Source organism: Streptomyces sp. NRRL S-646, from assembly GCF_000720765.1.
Lineage (GTDB): Bacteria > Actinomycetota > Actinomycetes > Streptomycetales > Streptomycetaceae > Streptomyces.
In genome coordinates this window covers 13,180-34,014 of record NZ_JODC01000026.1, presented here as the reverse complement: position 1 = coordinate 34,014, position 20,835 = coordinate 13,180, and the positions used below count along the sequence as shown (strand labels likewise).

General features: G+C 70.7%; 17 protein-coding genes and 1 tRNA gene. 10 read left to right on the top strand and 8 right to left on the bottom strand.

What is annotated here, in order from left to right; genetic code table 11:
* Positions 1–167 precede the first annotated feature (167 nt).
* Positions 168–1,880, top strand: a complete 1,713-nt coding sequence (locus tag IH68_RS0143305; RefSeq protein ID WP_063763593.1) for an ABC transporter family substrate-binding protein — start codon at positions 168–170, stop codon at positions 1,878–1,880.
* Here IH68_RS0143305 and IH68_RS0143300 read toward each other — a convergent pair.
* The 4 genes from IH68_RS0143300 to IH68_RS0143285 form a co-directional block, all read right to left on the bottom strand.
* Positions 1,823–3,037 (bottom strand): transposase, encoded by a 1,215-nt coding sequence (locus IH68_RS0143300; RefSeq protein WP_051834019.1) that lies wholly within the window; start codon positions 3,035–3,037, stop codon positions 1,823–1,825. The genes IH68_RS0143305 and IH68_RS0143300 overlap by 58 nt on opposite strands.
* A 66-nt stretch (positions 3,038–3,103) precedes the next feature.
* On the bottom strand, positions 3,104–5,251 hold the full coding sequence (locus IH68_RS0143295; RefSeq protein ID WP_030947661.1) for an AGE family epimerase/isomerase: 2,148 nt from the start codon (positions 5,249–5,251) through the stop codon (positions 3,104–3,106).
* Between the two features lie 4 nt (positions 5,252–5,255).
* Positions 5,256–7,391 carry a glycogen debranching protein GlgX gene (glgX, locus tag IH68_RS0143290; protein WP_234341775.1) on the bottom strand — a complete coding sequence of 712 codons (2,136 nt, stop codon included), beginning with the start codon at positions 7,389–7,391 and terminating at the stop codon, positions 5,256–5,258.
* A gap of 264 nt (positions 7,392–7,655) precedes the next feature.
* Positions 7,656–7,743, bottom strand: a tRNA-Leu gene (locus tag IH68_RS0143285).
* A gap of 187 nt (positions 7,744–7,930) precedes the next feature.
* On the opposite strand from IH68_RS0143285, the gene IH68_RS0143280 reads away from it, so the two are divergent.
* The 3 genes from IH68_RS0143280 to IH68_RS0143270 all read left to right on the top strand — a co-directional run bounded on the left by IH68_RS0143280 (position 7,931) and on the right by IH68_RS0143270 (position 10,720).
* On the top strand, positions 7,931–9,256 hold the full coding sequence (locus IH68_RS0143280; protein ID WP_030947656.1) for a M20/M25/M40 family metallo-hydrolase: 1,326 nt from the start codon (positions 7,931–7,933) through the stop codon (positions 9,254–9,256).
* A gap of 138 nt (positions 9,257–9,394) precedes the next feature.
* Positions 9,395–9,628 (top strand): chaplin ChpH, encoded by a 234-nt coding sequence (gene chpH / locus IH68_RS0143275; protein ID WP_030947654.1) that lies wholly within the window; start codon positions 9,395–9,397, stop codon positions 9,626–9,628.
* A 141-nt stretch (positions 9,629–9,769) separates the two neighbouring features.
* Entirely contained in the window at positions 9,770–10,720 is a 951-nt protein-coding gene (locus tag IH68_RS0143270) for a chaplin (RefSeq protein WP_030947651.1), read from the top strand.
* A 114-nt stretch (positions 10,721–10,834) separates the two neighbouring features.
* Here the strand turns inward: IH68_RS0143270 and IH68_RS0143265 are convergent, their stop codons facing one another.
* Positions 10,835–11,023, bottom strand: a complete 189-nt coding sequence (locus IH68_RS0143265) for a DUF5703 family protein (RefSeq protein WP_005485166.1) — start codon at positions 11,021–11,023, stop codon at positions 10,835–10,837.
* Between the two features lie 47 nt (positions 11,024–11,070).
* Here IH68_RS0143265 and IH68_RS0143260 point away from each other — a divergent pair, with 47 nt between their 5' ends.
* Positions 11,071–11,781, top strand: coding sequence for a hypothetical protein (locus tag IH68_RS0143260; protein ID WP_030947649.1), 711 nt, complete (start codon positions 11,071–11,073; stop codon positions 11,779–11,781).
* Positions 11,782–11,977: 196 nt separating this feature from the next.
* On the opposite strand, the gene IH68_RS0143255 is transcribed toward IH68_RS0143260, so the two are convergent.
* Positions 11,978–14,371 carry a helix-hairpin-helix domain-containing protein gene (locus IH68_RS0143255; protein WP_030947646.1) on the bottom strand — a complete coding sequence of 798 codons (2,394 nt, stop codon included), beginning with the start codon at positions 14,369–14,371 and terminating at the stop codon, positions 11,978–11,980.
* A complete protein-coding gene (locus tag IH68_RS0143250) occupies positions 14,368–15,354 on the bottom strand; it encodes an aldo/keto reductase (RefSeq protein ID WP_030947644.1) in 987 nt (328 codons plus the stop codon). The genes IH68_RS0143255 and IH68_RS0143250 overlap by 4 nt, the downstream gene beginning before the upstream one ends.
* A 112-nt stretch (positions 15,355–15,466) precedes the next feature.
* Between IH68_RS0143250 and IH68_RS0143245 the strand changes: the two genes are divergently transcribed.
* Together IH68_RS0143245 and IH68_RS0143240 are read left to right on the top strand one after the other, a co-directional pair.
* Positions 15,467–16,522, top strand: coding sequence for an LLM class F420-dependent oxidoreductase (locus IH68_RS0143245; protein ID WP_030947642.1), 1,056 nt, complete (start codon positions 15,467–15,469; stop codon positions 16,520–16,522).
* A 265-nt stretch (positions 16,523–16,787) separates the two neighbouring features.
* Positions 16,788–17,576 carry a ferritin-like domain-containing protein gene (locus IH68_RS0143240; RefSeq protein WP_030947638.1) on the top strand — a complete coding sequence of 263 codons (789 nt, stop codon included), beginning with the start codon at positions 16,788–16,790 and terminating at the stop codon, positions 17,574–17,576.
* A gap of 1 nt (position 17,577) precedes the next feature.
* On the opposite strand, the gene corA is transcribed toward IH68_RS0143240, so the two are convergent.
* Entirely contained in the window at positions 17,578–18,576 is a 999-nt protein-coding gene (gene corA / locus IH68_RS0143235; RefSeq protein ID WP_030947636.1) for a magnesium/cobalt transporter CorA, read from the bottom strand.
* Between the two features lie 62 nt (positions 18,577–18,638).
* Here corA and IH68_RS0143230 point away from each other — a divergent pair, with 62 nt between their 5' ends.
* From IH68_RS0143230 to IH68_RS0143220, 3 genes are all read left to right on the top strand, one after another.
* On the top strand, positions 18,639–19,325 hold the full coding sequence (locus tag IH68_RS0143230; protein WP_030947633.1) for a histidine phosphatase family protein: 687 nt from the start codon (positions 18,639–18,641) through the stop codon (positions 19,323–19,325).
* Between the two features lie 110 nt (positions 19,326–19,435).
* Positions 19,436–20,026, top strand: a complete 591-nt coding sequence (locus IH68_RS0143225) for a DUF3090 domain-containing protein (protein WP_030947631.1) — start codon at positions 19,436–19,438, stop codon at positions 20,024–20,026.
* A complete protein-coding gene (locus tag IH68_RS0143220) occupies positions 19,990–20,820 on the top strand; it encodes an SCO1664 family protein (RefSeq protein WP_078912874.1) in 831 nt (276 codons plus the stop codon). Before IH68_RS0143225 ends, IH68_RS0143220 begins: the two co-directional genes overlap by 37 nt.
* Positions 20,821–20,835 lie beyond the last annotated feature (15 nt).

Sequence of the window (20,835 nt, the reverse complement as noted above, 5' to 3'; positions counted from 1 at the left end):
CGGACTCCTCGGCAACCCGTCGGCTTCATGTGCTTGACATGGGCCAATGTTAAGCTCGCCGACGCCCCTTGAAGACGTGTTTGCGCTTTCTTACGGCAGACTGCTCGCCGAAGCGCCCGCCGCGGCAGCGGCAGGATTTGCAGTCACACGGGGGAGAGGGCAACGCAATGACGGGGTTCTGCATACGCGGCAGACGGTTGTGGCCCGCGCTGGTCTGGATCGCCCTCTGCGCTCTGCTGGGCGGCTGCACCGGGGTCCAGGGCCGCGCCGCGCCCGGCAACAGCAGCTCCAGCGCGGCGGTTCCGGCCTACGGCCGCACCGACGTCAACCCCCACCCGCGCAGCGAACTCCGGCAGGGCGGCACCCTGACCTTGCCGATCTACCAGTGGCTGACGCAGTTCAACTACTACCAGGCGGACGGCACCCTGGACGACGTGTTCACGGTCGTCAGCATGCTGGAACCGCGCCTGTTCACCCGCGACGCCGAAGGCGCCCCCCAGCGCGTGCCCGACTACCTGCGCTCCGCCTCCGTCACCTCCACCACCCCCCAGACGGTCACCTACCGCCTCAACCCCGAAGCGAGGTGGTCCGACGGAAAGCCGCTCGGCTGGCGGGACTTCGCGGCCCAGTGGCGTGCGCTGGGCAGAGGCGACGCGCGGTTCCGGATCGCCGATCCGAGTGGCTACGAGGACATCGCCTCGGTACGTCAGGGGGCGGACGCGCACGAGGTGAAGGTCACCTTCAAGCGGCCGTTCGCCGACTGGCAGCGGCTGTTCACGCCGCTGTATCCGGCCGCGGGCTTCGGCAACCCTGCGGACTTCAACACCGGTTGGCAGGGGAAGGCGCCGATCACCGCCGGTGCCTTCAGGGTCGGTTCGAAGGACGACACCGGCCAGACCCTGACCCTCGTACCCGACCCCGCATGGTGGGGGACCCGCCCCCGTCTCGACCGGGTCGTCTTCCGCACCCTCGACCCCACGACCGCCGTCCAGGCCTTCCTCAACGGTGAGATCGACACCGTGAACGCCGCCTCCGCCGACCTCTACGACCGGCTCAAGAACGCCGGCGGCACGGACATCCGCACCGGCTCCGCCTGGGACGACGTCCAGGTCGCCCTGAACGGCGCCGCGGGCCCGCTCGCGGACGTCCAGGTGCGCCGGGCCGTGCTGCGGGCCATCGACCGCCATGCCCTCGCCGAGGTGGCGGGCACCGGCCTGCCGGTCGGGGTGCCGCTGCTCGGCAACCACTTCTTCATGACCAACCAGCCCGGATACGCCGATAATTCCGCTGCGCTCGGCAGCCACGACCTGAAGGCCGCCGAGCGAATTCTGGATCAGCGGGGATGGCACCGCACCGACGGAAGCGGCACCCGTAGCAGGAACGGACAGGAGTTGCGCCTGCGTTTCGTACTCAGCCAGTCCACCAACCGACTTGGTCTCGACCTCTCCCAGCTGATCCAGCAGATGCTCCAGCGCGCGGGAATTGCGGTGGAGATCCAGAAAGTCCCCGCCGACGACTACCTGCCGAAGTACCTCAACCGCGGGAATTTCGACCTGGCGATCTTCCGATTCAGAGGATTGACCTATCCCAGCACCCTGTACCCCGTCTACCGGCGGCCGAGCGGCGGCCAGTCCTACGAGAACTACGGCAGGATTTCCAGCCCCGAGATCGACTCCCTGCTCGGCCGGGCCGTGCATACCCTGGACGCAGGACGCCGCGACCAGCTCTACAACCAGGCCGACCGCCTGATCTGGCAGCTGGGCCACGACGTCCTGCTCTACCAGCGCCCGCAGGTGCTCGCGGTCAGGAAGGGCCTCGCCAACTACGGTGTGCCCGGCCTCGGCGACATCGACTTCACCGCGGTCGGCTGGCAGCGGTAGGGGCGGCTCAGCGTGTCGTAGCCCATCGCCACCGAGGCCAGCGTGACGTGATGGTGCCAGCCGCGGAAGGAGCGGCCCTCGAAGTCGGCGAGCCCGAAGTCCTGCTGGAGCCGGCCGAGGCTCTCGCCCGACAGCGCCCGCAGCTGCGCCAGCGGCAGCACGTCCGACAGCCTGCGCCCGGCCAGATTCGTCAGCCAGTACGTGCGCGGGGTGGGCCGGCCGTACGGCCAGTCGGTGACCAGATGCCTCGGCCGCTGCGGCGGATGCGCCCCCGCGGACCGGGCGCCCGCACCCCCGCCGTGGGGCGCCTCGGTCAGCAGCAGGGCCGGTGCGGACAGCACCTGGGACTGCCGCATCCGGGCCGTCGTCCGGTCCTGCCAGGCGATCGGCATCCGCTTGCGGTGCTGCACGGCGTGCACGGCGAGCTCCGTCAACGTCCCGCTGCCGTACGGGGATCCGGCGCACGGCCTGGGCAGGGTGACCGCGGTGCTGGGCGAGGCCTCGACCAGATACGCCAGCCCCCGCGCCTCGAGCCCGCGCAGCAGGGGCGCCACATCGGCCTCACCCCTCCAGTCCACCAGCACCGGCAGCGGCTCGAGATACCACTCCTCCAGCATCTCGTCGACGGCCTCCAGGACGTACCGCCAGCGCGGCCGGGAGCGCTCCTCCGGCGGCAGATGCGCCTGGGTGCGCAGCCGCTCGTCGCGGTCCCAGCGGGCCGGCAGCATCAGCCGCCAGCTGACCGGAACCCCGCCGTGCCGGCCCACCAGCGAAGTGGCCAGCGCCAGCTGGCAGTTGACCGTGCGCTCCAGCGAGGGCGCGTACTGTCGGGCCACGCCCACGGAGCGGTCGCCGTTCTTCGCGAACACGACCTCGTCGACGCACCAGGCCTCCGACCGGAAGGCCCGGCTCAGCTGCCCGGCGAGCCGCCGGCGCACCGGACCGCACGGCCACGGGCTCTGGTTGACGAACTGCTGGATCTGCTGCACGGCCCGGCGGCCCAGCACCTGCTCGGAGATCCGGGCCGGGGTCTTGCGGCCGGGCACGCCGAGCAGTCCACGGACATAGACCTCTCCCCAGCGCCGCTGGTCGGAGCGGCTGAGGGTGCCGAAGAGGTCCTGGCAGTAGGCGGACAGGTCCACCGGCTCTACGGGCACCTCGTAGGGCGGGCCGAAGTCCGGCTCCGCGGCAAGGATTCCGGGGGGCAGGGTGGTGGTCACGGTTCAGTCCTCCTCGCCCTCTAGCAGGAAGGCGTCGGTGGCCATCAGGGCTTCGCGGACCTCGGGCAGAACGGCGCCGACGACGACGAAGTCGACGTCGAGCCCTGCCTTGGTGCGCTGCACGAGAAGTTCGTTGACCGCGGGCCGGCACATCTCGCTGACCTCGGACAGATGGAACTCCACACGCCGGGGACCCGCGGCCATCACCTCGCCGAGGACCCGGCGGAACTTGTCCAGTTCGCCGCCGTCGACCGCGCCGCCGCAGCGGACGTGCGCGGTGCCGCCGTCGAACTCGCTGCGCATCCTCAGGCGCATCTGCACGGGCTCCAGCTCCACCCGCACCCGCACCGGCCCGTCGCTCTCGGGGAGCTTCACGGTCAGCTCTTTGGCGTCGAAGTGATGGTGCTCGCGCCCGTCGACCCAGACCCGGGTCAGCTCGACCGTCCCGGGCGGCAACAGGTCGGGCGCCACCCGCAGTTCGCGCTCGGGCAGGTCGCCGGGGCGGGGCCGGAAGTACAGGGTGAGCGGCTCGTGGCTGATCAGCAGACCGGTGTAGGCGGCCGCCAGGTAGCACAGCTCCAGCGAGTGGTAGCCGGCCATGGCGTGCGAGCCCTTGAGCCGCTCGGTGCCCACCAGATACGGGATCCCGTCGGCCAGCACGTTGAAGTAGACCCCGCCGTCCTGGTGGTCGAGGAAGAAGGCGTTGTAGAAGGAGGCGGCCTCCCGCGCCAGCCTGAGCGACTCGGGGTCGTCCGCCGTCCCCGCCAGGATCAGATAGGCGAGGATCGCCTGCTCCTGCTGCCACCAGGCCTTGCGGTCGTGCCACACCATCCGGTGGATGCCGCTGTCCGCATCCGCCCGCCGCTCCACCACGTCGTACCAGCCGCCCCGTTGCTGGTCGCTGCCGACCGGCGGCATGATCTCGCCGATCCGCCGGGCGGTCTCGGCGTACTCCTGCTTGTCGTGCAGGGCTCGGATCCGGGTCAGGTTCCAGGCGATCTTCAGGTTGTGCCCGACCACCGCCCGGTCCTGCTGCCAGCCCCAGGTGCGGTCCGGACTCCAGTCCTCGTGGAAGCGCTCCTGCACGAACGGGCTGTCCGGCTCGTCCGGGAAGCGGGCCACGATGGTGTCCGCGGTCTCCTCCAGGAGCTCGGCGAAGTCCTCGCGGCCGGTGGCCAGATAGGCGTTGATCAGATACGCCGGGGCGTGGTCGCCGACCGAGTTCCAGTTCTTGCGGGAGCGGTTGCGGCCCAGCGCGTCGTCGCAGGGGCTGAGGTTGATCGGGTCGATGTGCGAGAAGAAGCCCCCGCGCTCCTCATCACGGAAGTACCGCTGGAACAGGGCGACCGTGCGGTCGATGTCCTCAAGGATCCGCGGATCGCCGGTCACGCGGTACGTCTGGGTCGGCCCGGCCAGCGCATAGATCTGCTCGTACATCGGGATGGCGTCGAAGTCGTCCCCGAACTCCGAGGCGTACACCTTGCGCCGCCCGGTGGGCGTGATGTCCATGCCGTGGTACCAGTAGACGATCCCGTCCTGCTTGTCGTCGACGCGCATGTACTGCCGTAAGTACTCGGTTCCGCTCTCGGCCGCGTCCAGGAACCGGTCCTCGCCGGTCAGCAGATAGGCGGTCGAAAGGCCGTACACCAGCCGGGAGATGGTGTCGGTCTCCTGCCGCACGTTCTCCCCCGCGTGCTCGGGCAGGTGCGCCCCGTCGAGCGTGAGATGGGTGCGGTAGTTGCGCCAGTCGAACTTGCCGTCGGGGAACTGGCCGCGCAGATAGAAGTCGGCGATCGCGGCGGCCTGCTGCACCCACCAGTTGGGATGCTCGAAGACGTAGTGGCCGCGGCTCTCCTCGGGGAAGGTGATCTCCTTCGCCTCGAAGCGCGCGCCGCCCTCCCACTCGTAGAAGATCCCGTACGCGAACAGGAAGCGCCCGGTGCCCAGCATGTCCCGGGTGCGCGAGGTGGTGTCCTGGTAGGGGTCGCCCAGGTTGCGGACGATGCGGGAGACGACGTTGCGGGCCAGATGCACGGTGAACTCGCGGCCGTCGGAGGTGCGCAGCCCGAAACGGTGCTGGGTGGGGCTGTGGTATGTCACATATCCCGCGAGGGTGTCGGAGAAGATACGGCGGTCGGTGGTGGCACTCATCTCGTCATGTGCCCTTCTCGTCGGGTAGCGCCACAAGCAGGACGACACTGCGGCCGTGGGCGTGGAAGACGGCCCCGTCGACCGGCTCCTCAGCGCCGGCGGGCAGCAGGTCGTGCGGCCCGGAGCAGGCCGTGTCCAGGACCCGGAACCAGCGGTGGCCCTCGACGGGCGGCAGCTCGAAGTCCAGGCCCAGGTGGTACATGTTCAGGATCAGATGCAGATCGGGGTCACCGTCGAAGCCGCCGAGCGTGGCCGCAAGCACCCGCGCGTCGTCGTGGTCCCAGCCGGGGCACAGCAGCTTGGTGCCGTGCCAGGTGACGTCGGCCTGACCCCGCTCATTGCGGCGCTCGGTGAAGAAGCGGGCCTCACGGAAGGTCCTGAAACGCTTCCGCAGCCCGATGACCCGTTCGGTGAAGGAACGTATCTCCGTTTCCTTCTCCGCCTGGCCCCAGTCCAGCCAGGAGGTCTCGTTGTCCTGGCAGTACGCGTTGTTGTTGCCCTGCTGGCTGTTGCGGAACTCGTCCCCGGCGAGCAGCATCGGCACGCCCCGGCTGAGCATCAGGATCGACAGGAAGTTCTTGATCTGCCGCACCCTGAGCCGCTCCACCTCCTCGGAGTCCGTCGGGCCCTCCACCCCGCAGTTCCAGCTGAAGTTCTCGTGCGCACCGTCGGCGTTCGACTCGCCGTTGGCGTGGTTGTGCTTGTGCTGGTACGAGACCAGGTCGTTGAGGGTGAACCCGTCGTGGCAGGTCACGAAGTTGATGCTGTTGGTGGGCAGCACCTGCTGCGGGAAGAACAGGTCCGCAGAACCGCCGAGCCGGGAGGCGATCTCCCCGACCAGGCCGGCATCCCCGCGTACGAAACGCCGTACGTCGTCCCGGAACGGCCCGTTCCACTGCGCCCAGCGCTTCCCCGGGAACCGGCCGACCTGGTACAGGCCGCCGCCGTCCCACGGCTCCGCGATGATCTTCGTCTCGGCGAGCACCTGCGACAGCTCGATCGCCCAGAGGGCCGGCGGTACGGCCATCTCGTACCCCATGGGCCCGCGGGACATCTCCGAGGCCAGGTCGAAGCGGAAGCCGTCGACATGGTGCTCGGTCACCCAGTACTCCAGGCACTCCAGGATGAACTTGGTGACCATGGGGTGGTTGGCGTTGACCGCGTTGCCGCAGCCCGTGAAGTCCATGTAGCGGCTGCGGTCCTGCGGCCACAGGTGGTAGTACGCCTCGTTGGCGAGGCCCCGGAAGCTGATCGTCGGCCCGTACTCGTTGCCCTCGCTGGTGTGGTTGAAGACCACGTCGAGGATGACCTCGATGCCTGCCCGGTGCAGCGCCTTGACCATGTCCCGGAACTCGGTGATGTGCCCGGCCAGGTGGGGCTCGGCGCAGTAGCCGGTGTGCGGGGCGAAGAAGCCGTACGGGTCGTAGCCCCAGTAGTTGTGCAGCAGTGTGCCGTCCGGGCCGGTGCGCAGGATCTGCGTCTCGTCGAAGTCGAAGACGGGCAGCAGTTCCACGGCGGTGATGCCGAGCCGCTTCAGCTCCGGGATCTTGTCCACGACCGCGGAGAAGGTGCCGGGGTGGGCGGCGCGCGAGGTGGGTGACGCGGTCAGGCCGCGGACGTGCATCTCGTAGATGACCGTGTCCGTCATCGGCGTCCGCAACGGACGGTCGCCCTCCCAGTCGTAGTCGTCGAGGTCGACGACCAGGCTGCGCATGCAGTGCTCCACGTTGTCCCCGCCGCCGATGGCGTGCGTGCGGTCCCAGCAGCTGTTGATGTTGGCCCGCGCATACGGGTCGAGGAGCACCTTGCGGTGATTGAAACGGGCCCCGGAGTGGTGGGTGTTGCGGGGGCCGTCGATCCGGTACGCGTACACCTGCCCCGGGCCGACCCCGGCCACATGGCAGTGCCAGAAGTGGAAACTGCGGTGCCGCTCGGGGTGCAGGCGCACGACGCGGGACGGGAGGGGCGCGTCACAGCGGTCGAACAGCAGCAGGTCGACGCGTGTCGCGTGCTCGGAGAAGAGCGAGAAGTTCACGCCGTCGGCGTCGACGGTGGCGCCCAGTGGCTGTGGGCGCCCCGGTGTGACTCTCGGGACGGCCTCCGGCCGACGCTCCATCGTCAGGCTTCCCTGGGTCTTCACAGAGCTTCACCTCTTGTCACCTGGGAGTACTGGCTCCGAACCAGTCAACAAGCCTTGTAAGGTCGAGTCAAGTGAATTGTAAATCCGGAGGGCGTCACGGAGCCCGGCGCGCGCCGGAGCGCATGGAGGGAGCTGGGGCTTCGCCGGACCTCGGGGAATCTTGCGGAATCCGCACCGGGACAGCGGCGGGCGGCGGGTTGTGGCCAGAGCGGCCGTGAAGGTACGACGAAGCCCCCGGCCGCTTGAGCGGCCGGGGGCTTCGGCTGGTGTCCGAGGGGGGACTTGAACCCCCACGCCCGATAAAGGGCACTAGCACCTCAAGCTAGCGCGTCTGCCATTCCGCCACCCGGACAAGGTGTCTGTCGTGCGGGGTTTCCCCCGCGGCGACGAAGGAAACATTACCAGGCTTTCGAGAGGTCCCCGGTCACCCCCCGTCCGGCGTGAACGGCGTGTGACGGGCCGGGTCCGGTCTTGGGGAGGGGCCGGGCGGGGAGGGAGGATGAGGGGAACCACCAGCAGTGACAGCGGGAGGAAGCAGCGTGAGCGAGACGGACACGGCCAGGGGCGTCACCGGCGAGGACGAGGTCGTGGACCTCTGCCGCGAGCTGATCCAGATCGACACCAGCAACTACGGCGACCACTCGGGTCCGGGTGAGCGGGAGGCGGCCGAGTACGTCGCGGAGAAGCTCGCCGAGGTGGGTCTCGAATCGAAGATCTTCGAGTCGCACCCGGGCCGGGCCTCCACGGTCGCCCGGATCGAGGGCGAGGACCCGTCACGGCCCGCCCTCCTCATCCACGGCCACCTCGACGTCGTACCGGCCAACGCCGACGACTGGACCCACCACCCCTTCTCCGGCGAGGTCACCGACGGCTGCGTGTGGGGCCGCGGGGCCGTCGACATGAAGGACATGGACGCGATGACCCTGGCGGTCGTGCGCGACCGGCTGCGCAGCGGGCGCCGGCCCCCGCGCGACATCGTCCTCGCCTTCCTCGCCGACGAGGAGGCGGGCGGCAAGTTCGGCGCCCGGCACCTGGTCGAGAAGCACCCCGGTCTCTTCGAGGGCGTCACCGAGGCGATCAGCGAGGTCGGCGGCTTCTCCTTCACGGTCAACGAGCAGCGGCGGCTCTATCTGATCCAGACCGCCGAGAAGGGCATGCACTGGATGAAGCTGACCGTGGCAGGCACCGCCGGTCACGGTTCGATGATCCACCGGGACAACGCCATCACCGAGCTGTCGGAGGCCGTCGCGCGGCTCGGGCGGCACAGGTTCCCGGTGCGGGTGACGAAGACCACCCGGGCCTTCCTCGACGAACTCGGCGACGCGCTCGGCACCGAGCTGGACCCGGAGGACATGGAGGGGACCCTGGCCAGGCTCGGCGGCATCGCCAAGCTCATCGGCGCGACCCTGAGCAACACCGCCAACCCCACACAGCTGGGCGCCGGTTACAAGGTCAACGTCATCCCCGGCGAGGCCACGGCGCATGTCGACGGCCGCTTCCTGCCCGGGTTCGAGGAGGAGTTCCTCGCCGACCTGGACAAGATCCTCGGGCCCAAGGTGCAGCGCGAGGACGTGCATGCCGACAAGGCCGTCGAGACCACCTTCGACGGAGCGCTGGTGGACGCCATGCAGTCCGCGCTGGTGGCCGAGGACCCGGCGGCCAAGGCGATCCCGTACATGCTCTCCGGCGGCACGGACGCCAAGTCCTTCGACGAGCTGGGCATCCGCGGCTTCGGCTTCGCACCGCTCAAGCTGCCCCCGGAGCTGGACTTCGCGGGCATGTTCCACGGTGTCGATGAGCGGGTGCCGGTCGACGGCCTGAAGTTCGGCGTGCGCGTGCTGGACCGCTTCATCGACGCCTCGTGACCTTCGTAATCGTCCGCACGTGCGGAGCGGGACCGAGAAGGGTGAATGCGACCATCAGCTCGTAGCTCCATTACTTCCTCCTCGTTACAGGTAATGCGATCAGCAACACGAGATCGCTTTTGCCAACAAGGAGGAATAATGCTCAAGAAGGTCGTCGCTGCTGCGGCTGCCACTGGTGGTCTGGTTCTCGCGGGTGCGGGCCTGGCCGTCGCCGACGCCGGTGCTCAGGGTGCCGCGGTGCACTCCCCGGGTATCGCTTCCGGCAACGTCGTTCAGGTGCCCGTTCACGTCCCCGTGAACGTCTGCGGCAACACGATCTCCGTGATCGGGCTGCTGAACCCCGCCTTCGGCAACACCTGCATCAACAAGTGACGTCGACCCGCTGAGGGTCGTCACGCCCGTCGGCTCCGGAGCGCGCGCCATGCGCTCCGGAGCCGACCGGCCTTTTCGCGAATTTCCACGCGAGATGTCGCGAGATTCCAGGTCAGGAATGAAGGCAGGGAGAATTCAGCAATGCGACAGGTCACCCGCAAGGGCCTGATGACGGTGATGGCGGCGACCGGTGTGCTCGCCGCGGCGGGCGGTTACGCCCACGCCGACTCGGGAGCCAACGGCTCCACTTCGGACTCGCCCGGCGTACTGTCCGGCAACACGGTGCAGGCGCCGGTACATGTGCCGGTGAACGTCTGCGGCAACACGGTCAACGTCGTCGGACTCCTCAACCCGGCGAGCGGCAACGAGTGCAGCAACGAGGGCGGCGGCGGGGCCCACGCCGGCGGACACTCCAGTCACTCGCCCGGCATCGGCTCGGGCAACACTGTCCAGGCGCCGGTCGACGTGCCGGTGAACGTCTGCGGCAACACGGTCAACGTCGTCGGACTGCACAACCCGGCGCACGGCAACGAGTGCAGCAACGGGGGCGGCGGCAGTTCGTCCGGCGGGCACGGCGGTTCCGGCGGCGGATCCCAGGCCAACGGACACGCCAGTGACTCGCCCGGCATCGGCTCGGGCAACACCGTCCAGGCGCCGGTCGACGTGCCGGTCAATGTCTGCGGCAACAGCGTCAACATCGTCGGCATCGGCAACGCCGCCGAGGACAACGAGTGCGCCAACGGCGGCTCGGGCGGCGGGCACTCGACACCTCCGGGAGGCGGCCACCAGACGCCGCCGCCCGGGCACCCGGGTCACCCCGGTCACCCGGGTCACCCGGGTCACCCCGGACATCCGGGCAGCCCCGGCCACCCGGGCAACCCGAACCAGCCCGGTCACCCCGGCAACCCGAGCACGCCGGGCGGTTCCTCGCACACCAACCACCCGGGCACCCAGACGGTGACCCAGCCGCAGGGCAGCGCACAGCTTGCGCACACCGGCAGCGACCTGCCGATCGGCGTCGTGCTCCCGGTGGGCGCCGGGGCACTGCTGGCCGGCGCGGTCATGTACCGCAAGGCGCGCGCTTCGGTCTGAACCGGCGCATCTCCACGTCAAGCACCGCAATCTTCCCCTACGGTGCACAGAACGGAGCGGGCCCCGTGCTGGCGGGGCCCGCTCCGTTTCCGTCGTCTCCGTCGTCGCCTCAGCTCACCACGTGGCCCGCACCTGGCGGATGATCCGCCGGCGCAACCGCACCCGGCGGCTGCCGTCGCGCAGCAGGCTCAGACGGTCCAACTCCCAGTGTCCGTACTCGGCATGGTCCGTCAGCAGGCGTGTGGCGTCCTTGCGGGAAACCCCGCGCGGTACGTACACGTCGACAAATTCGTATTCCGGCATCGCATCTATTGTGCGGGCTGGGGCCCGGTACGGATAGCGTCTGCACTATGTCTGATGCTGCGCAGCCCACCGCTGCCGAGGTACGAGCCGCCGCCGAGGCGGTCAAGACCGCGCTCGACCGCCACCTGGCCGCGGTCGAACGCAGGTCCGGGGAGGATGACCAGGCCGTCTACGAGGCGTTCAACGAGCTGGCCGCGGCCGCCGAGACGTACGACGAGCTGCTCTACGACCGCTATGACGAGGTCACGCCCTTCGAGATCCCCGGTGCGGAGGACACGCTGCCGCCGTACACGGGCCCCGAGGAGCCGAACGCGCTGAGTGTGCTGATCCGCCGCGACTACGCCGTGGCGGAACCGCATCGGCTGCTGGCGCAGGCGCAGCGGGTGGAGGCGGCGGACGACGACGGGCGGGGGGCGGAGACCTCCGCGACCGTGCACGGGGCGCTGAGCGTCCTGTTCGGCGAGTTCGAACCGGACGAGATCGCCTCGCGACACAAGGAGTTCGGCCTTGAGGAGGGCGACTCCACGCTCTGGGTGACGGCTGCGGACGAACCGGCCGAGCCGGGCGACTGGTTGGAGGCGCCGTTCGAGCAGATCGATCCGCAGCGGGTGGTCTGCCGCTTCGATGTCAGCGCGGTCTTCGACGACGAGATCGACGACGGCCGCCTGGCCGGCGTGGACGACGACGACCTCGAGGACGACCTCGACACCGATCTGGACGGCGACGAGGACCTGGAGCCACTGGACGCGGACCGCTAGCGCGGGCCGCTGAGGCCGGGTCGGGCCGAGCTGTCGCTGCGGCGGCGTTCACGGATGATCTCCGTGAACGCCGCCGCTGTTCGTGCGCGTGGTGGGTGCCTGGCTGCGGGGCGTCTGTGGCTGGTCGCGCCCACGCGGCGGTAGCCGCACATTCAACACAGCCCCGCGCCCCTTGGGAGGCTGTCGGGACCCCCGGTCAGCCGGTGGCCGGTACCTGTGTGCTGAGCAGTAGCGGCAGGCGGGTCGTGCGCGGCTTGGCCGGGACCTCGGCGACGGCCCGGGGGAGTGCCTGGTCCACGCCGTGGACCACGGACAGGTGGCGGTCCGCCCTGCCGAACGCCGTGTAGACCCACGGCCGGCTGAGGGACTGCGCCGCGTCCCCGGGCAGCACCACGACCACCGCGGGCCACCGGGTGCCGACCGCCTGGTGCGCGGTCAGCGCCCACCCGTGCCGCACGGACTGCTCCACCCGCTCCTTCGGTACGACGACGGGGGTGCCCGCGCATGACAGGTGCAGTCCGTCGGCGTCGGCCGTCACGACCGTGCCCGCTGCCGTACGGCCGGGTGCGGGCGAGTAGGCGATCCGGTCACCGGGGTCGAAGCCGCCGAAGCGGCCGGGGCCGGGGTTGAGGCGCTCCTTCAGCGCCGCGTTGAGCGCGCGGGTGCCGGCCGCGCCGCCGTGGCCCGGCGTGATCACCACGGTCTGCTCGGGCGGCACGCCGATCGCCCGGGGCACCGAGTCGGCGACGAGCTGAACGGTCCGGTGGACCGCCTCGCCCGCGTCCCGCACGGGGACGATCACGACCTCCTTGCCGGGGGCCTCGACCTGGTTGAGCTCACCGATGCCGATGCCTGAGACCAGCTCGCCCAGGGGGCCGAGGTCCGGCCGCCGCGAGGCGATCCGAGGGCAGACCCGTGCCGCCAGCAGATCGGCGAACACCCGCCCGGGCCCGGCCGACCACAGCACCCCCGGATCCCCGGCCAGCACCAGCCGGGCACCGTCGGGCAACGACTCGACGAGCAGGGCCCCCGTCTCGACGTCCAGTTGGGGCGCGTCGAGCACGATGAGAAGATCCAGATCCAGCGCCCCTTCCGCGTCCCGCCCGGGCCCCTCGTCACCGGAGAGAAGCCCGGCGACGCTGACGACGCCGGACGCAGCGAGCCCGCCTGCGGCCCCGTCCACCTCGGACCCGGATCGACCCTGCGTGCGGTTGTCGGGCAGGGCGCCGCTTGCTGCGGTGTGGTCCGGCGTGGTGCTGCCCGCCGTGCCGCCGCCCGGCGCGGGCCCGTCCCCTGCGGTGTCGTCCGGGGTGCGGCCGTTGGACGTGCCGCCGCTCGCCCCGGTGGGGGCCGGCGTGGTGTCGCCCTCTGGAACCCGGTCCGCAGCGGTGCCGCTCCCTTCGTTGCCGCCCGGCAGGGACCCGCTCAACGCTGCGAAGCGGTCGCGGCCGGCGGGGCTGTGTGTGGCGGCCCAGGCGCGCAGGCCGAGGGCGGCTGCTGTCTGCAGCAGTGCCGCCGGTTCGGCCAGGGACGCCTCGCCGCCGGTGTGCAGGACCAGGCCGTGGCCCGCGACCGCGCGGATGAGCTCGGCGGTGGAGTCCGGCGCGGCGGCGGCCTCGCTTTCCCAGGCCTCGGCCGAACCGTCCTCCTTCGGCACCGAGTTGATCAGGCGGGCCAGTCCGTCGGCGAGGCTCTCCTCCGCGAGCGCACAGCGTTCCAGGCCGACCAGGATCCGTACCGGACGCTCCTCGGCCTCCTCGCCCTCCTCGGCCGTCTGCGGTGCCGGAGCGGTCGGGTCGAGGGCGTCCTGGAAGACCAGGGCCTCGCCCTCCGCGACAGCGCTCTGCACGGCCGCGTCTGCGTCGGTCACGCCCCGCTGGGACAGCGCCGCGGTGAGCGCCGGCATCTCCAGCGCCGTGTGCCCCGCGAGCGCCGCCTGCTCCAGCAGCCACCCCGTCAGCGCCCGGCCCCGCCGCTCGTCGTCCGGACGGCACTCCGCGCCGAGCAGCGCCCGCGCGAAGCCGTCGGCCTGCTCGGGCCGCACACCGCCGACGCGCAACAGCAGCCAGGGATCCGCCCGCAGAACTCCGTCCGCGCCCTCGCCGAGGACCGCGGCGACCTGCGGTGCGAGCGCGTCCGGTGCGCCGCCGTCGCTCAGCACGCCCCGTACCGCGTCGACGGCCTCCGGCGCGGGAGCAGCGGGCGCGGCCGCGGGCGCCGACTGCGGACGCCGTACCGGCTCGGGGGCGGGGCGGCGCGGAGCGGACTCGCTGAACACGGTGGCCACGGGCTTCTCGCCGCTCTCCACGGCACGGACGGCGGCCAGCAGATCGGCGGCCTTCCCGCTGAGCTTCGCTCCGGCCTCGACGGGCCCCGCCTTCTCCGCCTTGCGCCGCTCGATCCGCTCCCGCTCCAGCCGCTGAGCCGCCAGCTCGGCCTCGGCTTCGGACAGTTGAGCCGCGGAGTCGCCGTCACCGCCTGTTCCGGCCGACGGGACCGGGACGTCGGGTTCGCCGCTCTGCCCCGCGGCGCCCGGCGTCCCCGGCTCGGCGTTCTCTGCGTCCTCGGTGGGCTCGGGCTCCGTGCTCACAGCGTGCTCCAGTCGTGATCGGGATAGCGGTGCACGGGCACCGACACGTCGTCGAGCGCCCGGCAGATCTCGTCAGGAAGAGTAAGGGCCTCCACTGACAATGCCGCCGTGAGCTGCTGGGAGTTGCGCGCACCGACGACGGGTGCGGCCACGCCGGGCCGGTCGCGGATCCAGGCGAGGGCGACCTGGAGGGGAGTCACCGCGAGCCCGTCCGCCGCGGTCTGCACGGCGTCCACGATGCGGCTCGCGGTGTCGTCGAGGTACGGCTCGACGAAGGGCGCCAGGTGCTCGGAGGCGCCGCGCGAGTCGGAGGGCACGGCCTCGCCCCGGTACTTGCCCGTCAGGACCCCGCGGCCCAGCGGGGAGGACGGCAGCAGGCCGATGCCCAGGTCCAGCGCGGCCGGCAGCACCTCGCGTTCCACGCCGCGCTGCAGCAGCGAGTACTCCATCTGCGTGCTCGCCAGCCGGGTCCGCAGCCCGGGAGCCGCCAGCTGCCACGTCGCCGCCTTGGCGAGCTGCCAGCCGCAGAAGTTGGAGACGCCGGCATAGCGCGCCCGGCCGCTGCTGACCGCCAGGTCGAGGGCCTGGAGGGTCTCCTCGAGCGGGGTGTACGGGTCGAAGGCGTGGATGTGCCAGACGTCGACGTAGTCCGTGCCGAGCCGGGTCAGCGAGGCGTCCAGCGCGGAGAGCAGGTGCCCGCGCGAGCCGTCGACCCTGCGGTCCGGGTCCGGCACACTGCCCGCCTTGGTCGAGATCACCAGGTCCCGGCGCGGAACCAGGCCTTCTATCAGGCGTCCGAGCAGGTACTCGGCCTCTCCGTCGCCGTACACGTCCGCGGTGTCGACAAGGCTTCCGCCCGCCTCCCAGAACGTCTTCAAGAGGTCCGCGGCGTCGTGCTCGTCGGTGTCCCTGCCCCAGGTGAGCGTGCCGAGTCCGATACGGGACACACGAAGGCCGGTCCGGCCGAGATACCTCTGCTCCATGAACGCCGAGATTACTGGCCTGAACCATCGGCGTGGGGGCCTGTGGACAACCAGTTTCCACGCGCTAGGGTCTGCCGAACAGGGACGTTACTGATCGGTAAGGGGCAGGCGCATGCAGCTCGGGATCAACCTCGGCTACTGGGGTGCCGGAATGGACGCGGACAACCTGGAGGTCGCCAAGGAGGCCGACCGGCTCGGGTACGCCGTGTGCTGGGCCGCCGAGGCCTACGGTTCGGACGCGGCCACCGTGCTCAGCTGGGTCGCCGCCCAGACCGAGCGGATCGACGTCGGGTCGGCCATCTTCCAGATCCCGGCCCGCCAGCCCGCGATGACCGCGATGACCGCCGCCACCCTCGACTCGCTCTCCGGCGGCCGCTTCCGCCTCGGCCTCGGGGTCTCAGGACCGCAGGTCTCCGAGGGCTGGTACGGCGTCAAGTTCGACAAGCCGCTGGCACGCACGCGTGAGTACGTCGAGATCGTGCGCAAGGCGATGACGCGCGAGCGGCTCTCGTTCGAGGGCGAGCACTGGACGCTGCCGCTGCCCGGCGGCCCGGGCAAGCCGCTCAAGCTGACCGTGCACCCCGAGCGCGAGCACATCCCGCTGTACATCGCCGCGATCGGCCCGAAGAACCTCGAGCAGACCGGTGAGATCGCCGACGGCGCCCTGCTGATCTTCCCCTCGGCCGAGCACCTCGAGGAGACCACGATCAAGTACCTGCGCGCAGGGCGCGAGAAGGCCGGCAAGACCCTCGACGGCTTCGACGTCTGCCCGACGCTCCCGCTCTCCGTGGGCGAGGACAAGGACGTGGCCACCCTTGCCGACGCGTTCCGTCCCTACACCGCGCTGTACGTCGGCGGCATGGGCAGCGCCAAGCAGAACTTCTACAACCAGCTCGCCCAGCGCATGGGGTTCGAGGCGGCGGCCGCAGAGGTCCAGGAGAAGTACCTGTCCGGCGACAAGCAGGGCGCCGCGGCCGCGATCCCGCACGACCTGATCGACAAGACGGCGCTGCTCGGTTCCGTGGACCGCATCGCGGACCGGATGAAGGAGTACGCGGCGGCCGGAGTCACCACCCTGAGCCTGAACCCGGCCGGCTTCACGCTGGAGGAGCGGATCGCCTCGCTCCGCGCCGGCACCGAAGCCCTGGAGCGCGCCGGACTGGCGTAACGCACGGTCCGGGGCGGCAGGGGAGAGGTTTCTGCGGCCGTGGTGGGGGCTCGGGGGTCTTCCCCGCCACGGCCGTCACGGGGAACAACGCGCCCGGGCGCGCACGGTTACGCCTCCGAACCGACCCCTTGGGTCCTCCTTTTGGCGGAGTTGTCCGACACAGCTGTTGCAGCACCTCTTACGCCGCATTTGACTCGTTCTTTGCGGAAGCCCGCGGAATGCGGCGGGGACCGGCAGGACAGAGACCGGCAGAGAGGTGCCCACGATGCTTTCGGCCAGGAGTCTTTTCCAGGAGATCCTCGACGACGACGAGTCGTTCGCCCTGTTCTGCTCCATCGCGGCCAGCGGGGAGTCCCAGGGTGGCTGGGAGAACGGGCGGATCGCCGCGCTCGTCCCGAACAGCGAACGCGCCCTCGCCTCCAAGATCACCCGGCACGGCGCAGACGAGGACAAGCACGGGCGGATCTTCAACGCCCTGATGAAGAAGCGCGGTCTCAAACCCGTCCCCGTACCGCCCGAGACCGACTACACGATGCTCCTGGAGAAGAACGGCATCGGTCTCCCCCACGAGAAGCTCAAGAGCGACGAGCCGCTCACCGTGCAGGACATCGTCGCCTACCTGTCCCACAGCCGGGTCACCGAGCAGCGCGCCTCCGAGCAGATGGAACTCCTGCGCCGGCACTTCGCCGACCACCCCGACATCGGCCGGGCGGTACGGATGATCTCCGACGACGAGGACAACCACCTGGCCTACTGCCACGAGGAGTTGCTGCGCTTCGCGTACGCAGGACACGGCCGCGCCATCCAGCGCACGCTGCGGGAGTGCGCGCTCGCGGAGATCCGCATCTACCGGGACGTCAGCCTCGCCGTCATGGACCACATGGGGCGCATCCTCGGCTGGCCGAGGGCCAAGTCGGCGCTGCTCGCCGCCGGCATCCACGCCGTCTACGCGTACGAGCGGTGCGCGGGCTGGCGGCGCATGGTGAGCCTGCGGATGCCCGAGCGGCGCGACGCACTCGGCTCACCCGCCACGACGGCACCCGGATTCGCGTGAGTCACAGCCAGTCCCGGTGCTTGAAGAGGCGGTACAGCAGCACCTCCAGGGCGGCCATCGCCAGGATCACCGCCGGGTACGACCACCCCCAGCGCAGCTCCGGCATGTGCCTGAAGTTCATCCCGTAGACCCCCGCGATCATCGTGGGGACCGCCGCCATGGCCGCCCACGCGGAGATCTTCCGCATGTCGTCGTTCTGCCGCACGCTCATCTGCGCGAGATGCGCCGACAGGACGTCCGAGACCAGCCGGTCCAGGCCCTCCACCGACTCGTTCACGCGCGTCAGGTGGTCGCTCACGTCCCGGAAGAAGGGCTGCGCCTTCTCGTGCACGAAGGGCACCCGGGCGCTGAAGACGCCGCCGCCCGCCAGCCGGGCCAGCGGCTGCGCCAGCGGGCCAGTGGCCCTGCGGAACTCCAGGATCTGCCGTTTGAAGGCGTAGATGCGGGACGCCGTGTGTCGCGAGCCCCCGCCGGTCGGCGAGAACACCTCCGCCTCCAGCTCCTCCAGGTCGGTGCCCAGCTCGCCGGCCACCTCCACGTAGTGGTCGACCACGGCGTCGGCGATCGAGTACAGCACCGCCGTGGGGCCGTGCCGGAGCATTTCGGGCTCCTCCTCCAGCCGGTGCCGCACGGCCGCGAGCGGCGCCTCCTCGCCGTGCCGCACCGTCACCACGAACGAGTCGCCGATGAAGACCATGACCTCCCCGGAGGTGACGATGTCGCTCTTCGCCTCGTACCCGACCGGCTTGAGGACCATGAACAGCGAGTCGTCGTACACCTCCAGCTTGGGCCGCTGATGCGCGTTCAGGGCGTCCTCGACGGCCAGCGGATGCAGCCCGAACTCCTCCGAGACCCGGTCGAACTCCTTCTCCGTCGGCTCGTACAGGCCGATCCAGACGAAGGCGTCGCGCCCGCGACGGCACTGCGCCAGGGCGTGCGAGAAGTCCGCAGGCCCCTCCGTCCGGTGCCCGTCCCGGTAGATGGCGCAGTCGACGATCACGGAGCGTATTCTCCCGCCCCACGCCCGCCGATGCACCCCCGCGTATGCCTACCCTTGGCCGCATGCCCACGCTGATCCTGGTCCGGCACGGACGTTCCACCGCCAACACCGAGGGGGTGCTCGCCGGCTGGACGCCCGGTGTCGCTCTCGACGAGCGCGGCGCCGCACAGGCCGCCGCACTGCCCGCGCGGCTCGCCGCGCTGCCGATCTCCGAGGTCGTCAGCAGCCCGCTGCAGCGCTGCCAGGAGACGATCCGGCCGCTGCTTGACGCCCGCCCCGAGCTGACCGCGCATTCCGACGAGCGGATCGGGGAGGCCCACTACGGCGACTGGTCCGGCCGCAAGCTCGCCGAGCTCAAGGACGAGCCGCTGATGGAGGTCGTGCAGGCGCACCCGTCGGCCGCCGCGTTCCCCGGCGGTGAATCGATGCGTGCGATGCAGACCCGCGCCGCCGAAGCCGTACGAGAATGGAACGCGCGCGTGGAGCGCGACCACGGCGCCGACGCCGTCTACGTCATGTGCTCGCACGGCGACATCATCAAGTCGCTCGTCGCGGATGCACTCGGACTTCATCTCGACCTTTTCCAGAGGATTTCCGTTGAACCGTGTTCCATCACCGCGATCCGTTACACACGTCTGAGGCCGTTTCTCGTACGGCTCGGTGACACCGGCGATTTCGCCTCGCTGGCGCCGCGCGAGGAACCCCCGGCCGACGACGCCACGGTCGGGGGCGGTGCGGGCGCACCGTGATCGTCGGGCGCAGTAGGGTGAAGCGGTCGCAGTAGCCCCGCACCCGTCCGCACCAGCAGTCCGTGCGGTCATCCGGTCCGATGTCGATCCACGATTCCAGGAGACAGGACGTGTCCCGTCAGGTGTTCCTCTACGACCCCCCGGACCGCTTCGTGGCCGGTACGGTCGGTATGCCCGGACGCCGTACGTTCTTCCTCCAGGCCACCGCGGGCCCCCGCGTGACCAGCGTGGCCCTGGAGAAGACCCAGGTCGCCGCCCTGGCCGAGCGCATGGACGAACTGCTCGACGAGGTCGTACGGCGCAGTGGCGGCAGCGCCGCCGTCCCGGCCGTGTCGCCCGCCGAGATCTCCGACACCGATCCGCTGGACACCCCCGTCGAGGAGGAGTTCCGGGTCGGCACCATGGCCCTCGCCTGGGACGGCGAGGAACAGCGCATGATCGTCGAGGCGCAGGCTCTCGTGGAGCTCGACGCCGACTCCGAGGAGGACCTCGCCGAGGCGGAGGAGCGCCTGCTCCAGGACGAGGAGAACGGGCCCCCGATGCTGCGGGTCCGGCTGACCGGCGCGCAGGCACGGGCCTTCGCCAAGCGCGCCCTCGACGTCGTCAACGCCGGGCGGCCGCCGTGCCCGCTGTGCAGCCTCCCGCTCGACCCGGAAGGACACGTATGTCCGCGCCAGAACGGATACCGCCGCGGAGCGTGACGACCGACGAGCCGCTCGCCGACCTGCTCACGCACGGCGAGCTCACTGTGCGCGGCCGTATCCGCGAGGCGTCCAACGCGGCGCTGTACTGCACGATCTCCCACGACGGCCGGGAAGCGTCCTGCATCTACAAGCCCGTCGCCGGTGAGCGGCCCCTGTGGGACTTCCCCGACGGCAATCTCGCCCGGCGCGAGGTGGCTGCCTACGAGGTCTCCGAGGCGACCGGCTGGGGGCTCGTTCCGCCCACCGTGCTGCGGGAGGGGCCGTACGGCGAGGGCATGGTCCAGCTGTGGATCGAGGTGAGCCCCGAGGCCGAGCTGCTCGCCCTGGTCGACGGTGAGGAGCCGGAGCCGGGCTGGAAGGCGATCGGCTTCGCGGAGGTCGGCGACGGGCAGACGGCGCTGCTGGTGCACGCCGACGACGAGCGGCTGCGCCGACTCGCCGTGCTCGACGCCGTGATCAACAACGCGGACCGCAAGGGCGGCCATCTGCTGCCCACGGCCCACGGCCGGTTGTACGCGATCGACCACGGGGTGACCTTCAACACCGAGAACAAGCTCAGGACGCTGCTGTGGGGCTGGGCGGGGGAGCCGCTGGAGCCGGAGGCGGTCGACGTCCTCAAGGCCCTCCAGGAGGCCCTGGGCGCCGAAGGAGCCCTGGCCACGCGGCTGGCGGGGCTGATCACGGAGGCCGAACTCGAAGCCACGCGCGCGCGTGTCGCCGTACTCCTGGAGACGGGCAAGCATCCTGAGCCGAGCGGCGAGTGGCCGGCAATCCCCTGGCCGCCCGTCTGAGAACTCCGGTGGGGT

Bases quoted from the DNA above. Each gene is read 5' to 3' on its own strand.
- IH68_RS0143305 (WP_063763593.1), top strand. From the start codon at position 168: ATGACGGGGTTCTGCATACGCGGCAGACGGTTGTGGCCCGCGCTGGTC.
- IH68_RS0143295 (WP_030947661.1), bottom strand. From the start codon at position 5,251: ATGAGTGCCACCACCGACCGCCGTATCTTCTCCGACACCCTCGCGGGA.
- chpH (WP_030947654.1), top strand. From the start codon at position 9,395: ATGCTCAAGAAGGTCGTCGCTGCTGCGGCTGCCACTGGTGGTCTGGTT.
- IH68_RS0143270 (WP_030947651.1), top strand. From the start codon at position 9,770: ATGCGACAGGTCACCCGCAAGGGCCTGATGACGGTGATGGCGGCGACC.
- IH68_RS0143265 (WP_005485166.1), bottom strand. From the start codon at position 11,023: ATGCCGGAATACGAATTTGTCGACGTGTACGTACCGCGCGGGGTTTCC.
- IH68_RS0143260 (WP_030947649.1), top strand. From the start codon at position 11,071: ATGTCTGATGCTGCGCAGCCCACCGCTGCCGAGGTACGAGCCGCCGCC.
- IH68_RS0143250 (WP_030947644.1), bottom strand. From the start codon at position 15,354: ATGGAGCAGAGGTATCTCGGCCGGACCGGCCTTCGTGTGTCCCGTATC.
- IH68_RS0143245 (WP_030947642.1), top strand. From the start codon at position 15,467: ATGCAGCTCGGGATCAACCTCGGCTACTGGGGTGCCGGAATGGACGCG.
- IH68_RS0143240 (WP_030947638.1), top strand. From the start codon at position 16,788: ATGCTTTCGGCCAGGAGTCTTTTCCAGGAGATCCTCGACGACGACGAG.
- IH68_RS0143230 (WP_030947633.1), top strand. From the start codon at position 18,639: ATGCCCACGCTGATCCTGGTCCGGCACGGACGTTCCACCGCCAACACC.
- IH68_RS0143220 (WP_078912874.1), top strand. From the start codon at position 19,990: ATGTCCGCGCCAGAACGGATACCGCCGCGGAGCGTGACGACCGACGAG.